Origin of the sequence: Neorhizobium turbinariae (assembly GCF_023223505.1) — a bacterium.
Classification (GTDB): domain Bacteria; phylum Pseudomonadota; class Alphaproteobacteria; order Rhizobiales; family Rhizobiaceae; genus Neorhizobium; species Neorhizobium turbinariae.
In genome coordinates, this window is sequence record NZ_JALPRY010000002.1 from 1 (window position 1) to 2,747 (window position 2,747).

Annotated in this window: 1 protein-coding gene; it reads left to right on the forward strand. The window is 54.2% G+C overall.

Going from position 1 to position 2,747, the window contains the following annotated elements; genetic code table 11:
* Nucleotides 1-1,264: 1,264 nt before the first annotated feature.
* Nucleotides 1,265-2,263: a hypothetical protein gene (locus M0654_RS02105; protein WP_248681631.1), complete on the forward strand. Its 999-nt coding sequence runs from the start codon at nucleotides 1,265-1,267 to the stop codon at nucleotides 2,261-2,263.
* Nucleotides 2,264-2,747 lie beyond the last annotated feature (484 nt).

The following is a 2,747-nucleotide window of genomic DNA, read 5'->3' on the forward strand; positions in this document are numbered from 1 at the left end:
GTTGCAGGACGACGATGCTTCTCGCCGGTGGCGGAAAGGCTGGCGTTTGATCCCAGGCTTCCCGACGGACCCGAAAGCCCGGCGACATCATCATCCCCGACCCCCATGTGTGCCGCACAGGGACGTCCGACGCGCTCTTTCGGGCATCAGAAGCAGATGGCCGGTCCTTCTAGCCGCCTGCTTCCCCCGTCTCGCCGGAGGGAGACCATTTTCCGCGGACCCCGATGATGAAGGTTCACGTCGTCCCTTCACCACCAGCGCCGGCCGCGCCTCGCCAGGACGCCTCCTGGTGTATCCGCGGCGGGACAGGAGCATTGTAGGCGCGGGTTTTCAGGGCGTGGACGTTGATGGCGCTAAGTCATTGATTTTGGGGTGGGGAGGGCGCCGAAAAGGGCGAAATTGTCCACGGGGGTGGGGGTGGTTGCCGGAAGGATGAGGCGAAAGAGTCTCTGCGCTGCAGACGCGGCACTGCTGGATTCAACTGGCAAGCACAGGAATGATGGAGCTGGCATGTCGCCGGAGGGAGACCATTTTCCGCGAACCCGATGATGAAGGTTCGCATCCTACCTTCATCGCCAGCGCCGGCCCGTCCTCCGGACCGCCAGGACGCCTCCTGGTGTATCCCCGGCGGAACGGGGGAGATTATGGAGCAGGCAGGGGGGTAATGTGGAGGGGGAAAAGTGGTTGATATTCGGTGGGTGGGGTGCTGTTTTGGAGGAACAGCTAGCACCGTTAGGGTGGAGGGGCAGCGGGCTTGCGCGAAGGCGAGCGACAGTGGATTCAGAGAGAAAGTAGAGACAGCCCCTGCTGCAGACGCAGCGCTGCTGGAGTCCTGTGACAATCCAGGACAGACGGAAGGGAGACGCAGTTCAACATAGCGATATGCCGCTTTAAGGTAGCCAAGCGTCCTTTCATGAGGAAATGCTGCTACGAAGGTAAAAATGCTAAAGACAGTACTTGAATCAAAAGAAGAACCCACCCATAATTAGTCCGTGGGGTGTCCCATACGGCAAGCCCAATCTGGATTGGTGTCCCGGATCACGGTAACGCGTGAGTCAAGTGTTAAGACTGTCAATAGGACAGGCGGTCAATAGTGCTGCGATCATCAGGATTACTCCTATGGTTCTGCGCAATCCCGTCTTCCTGGCGATGACGCCGACGAAAGTCGACATCACCTCCACAATGACAGAATAGCATACTTCGTTGATTTAGGACGATAGTGGCGCGAATGCCATGCGAAACTGGCGGAGGCGGCAACTATACCATGCCTAGCGGTGTTGCTGTCTCCACTCACTCTGATACGGAGTGGGAGCCACGGGATAAAGACGTTAAGCGTTATATCCATTTCGATCGTGATCTATCTAAGCAGGCTCTTGCGGCAATCGCAAATGATCCGAAGCGAGTTGCGTATCACGCCTTTTTCCCAATGCTGCGCTTCCACGAAGAGTGGACTAAGTACAGAAAGCAAAACCAACGGAAAAAGAAGGTCCGGCCCCTACGTTATGCTGCTCGCATAGACGCAGCCATATATGCGCGCTACAGAGCTCTGCTAACAAGCCATTACGAGCAAGAACTCTCGAAACGCAATATCGGTGACGTACCTGTCGCCTATAGGCGCCTGCCAAAGGACGGCGGCGGCAACAAATGTAATATTGAGATTGCGAGAGACGTCTTTTCGCATATTCGGGATATGGGTGACTGCACCGTCACGGTGGTTGACATAAAGTCGTATTTCGAAAGCCTCGATCATGCGCGGATCAAGTTGGTGTGGGAGCGCTTACTTGGACAACCTCTACCGCCGGACCACACGGCGGTCTTCAAATCCCTCACCAAGTATTCAATCGTCGACCTCGACAAGCTGTTTCAGCGACTGAAGCTCAATGACCCGGATAGTCCCTCAAGTGGCACTCGGAGCCAGCGAAGGATGCGCAAGATTGATGTGTTGAAGGCTAACCGCTACAAGCAAATTTGTTCAACTAAAGAGTTCCGGGAGATCGTGTTGGGAGCAGATGGAAGTGCTCCTAGCCTTCTCCAGAAAAATGGCTTTGACTTTGGGATCCCCCAGGGCACGCCCATCTCGGACCTTGTAGCAAATTTCTATCTCCTCGATTTCGACGAGGAGATGAAGGTTTGGGTCTCAGCAAGAGGAGGTATTTGCAGGCGATATTCTGACGACATCGTGGTGGTTCTGCCGCGTTCCGAGAATCCTATGGAAGCAAAGAGTTTCTTCAGCGTTCAATTAAGTAGTACGGTCGGCAGCTAAGGATCCAGGATCGAAAGTGTTGTCGGGTTTCAGCGGACGGAGCGCGAACTTCAATTTCAACACATCGCCGGCGAAGCGTCGCGAAACGGACTTGAGTATCTCGGCTTCGAGTTCAACGGCAAGACTGTGAAGATAAAGAACTCCACGCTTTCAAATGCTTGGCGGAAAATAAAGCGCAGGGCGTACGGGCATGCATGTAGATTCGTCAAACGATATCGTGGCAAAGGTCGAATTTGGATGGTAAATAATTATCCGCGACGGATGCTTGAGACTATCATGCTGCGAGATGTCACCTACAATCAAGATGTAGGCTTCGAAACATGGACATTTGTGAAATACGCGCGCAGATCAAGTAGAAGCTTCGTCGGTTTCAGTCCGTCATTCTCGCGCCAGACGAAGCGTTATAGGCGCTACACCAAGGTGATCATATCTGACGCGTTGACGTGCACCCAATAAATTGAGCCATCCGGAGCTGGATTTTCCA

Excerpts from the sequence above, each read along its gene's own strand:
- M0654_RS02105 (WP_248681631.1), top strand. The coding sequence starts at position 1,265 with ATGCCTAGCGGTGTTGCTGTCTCCACTCACTCTGATACGGAGTGGGAG.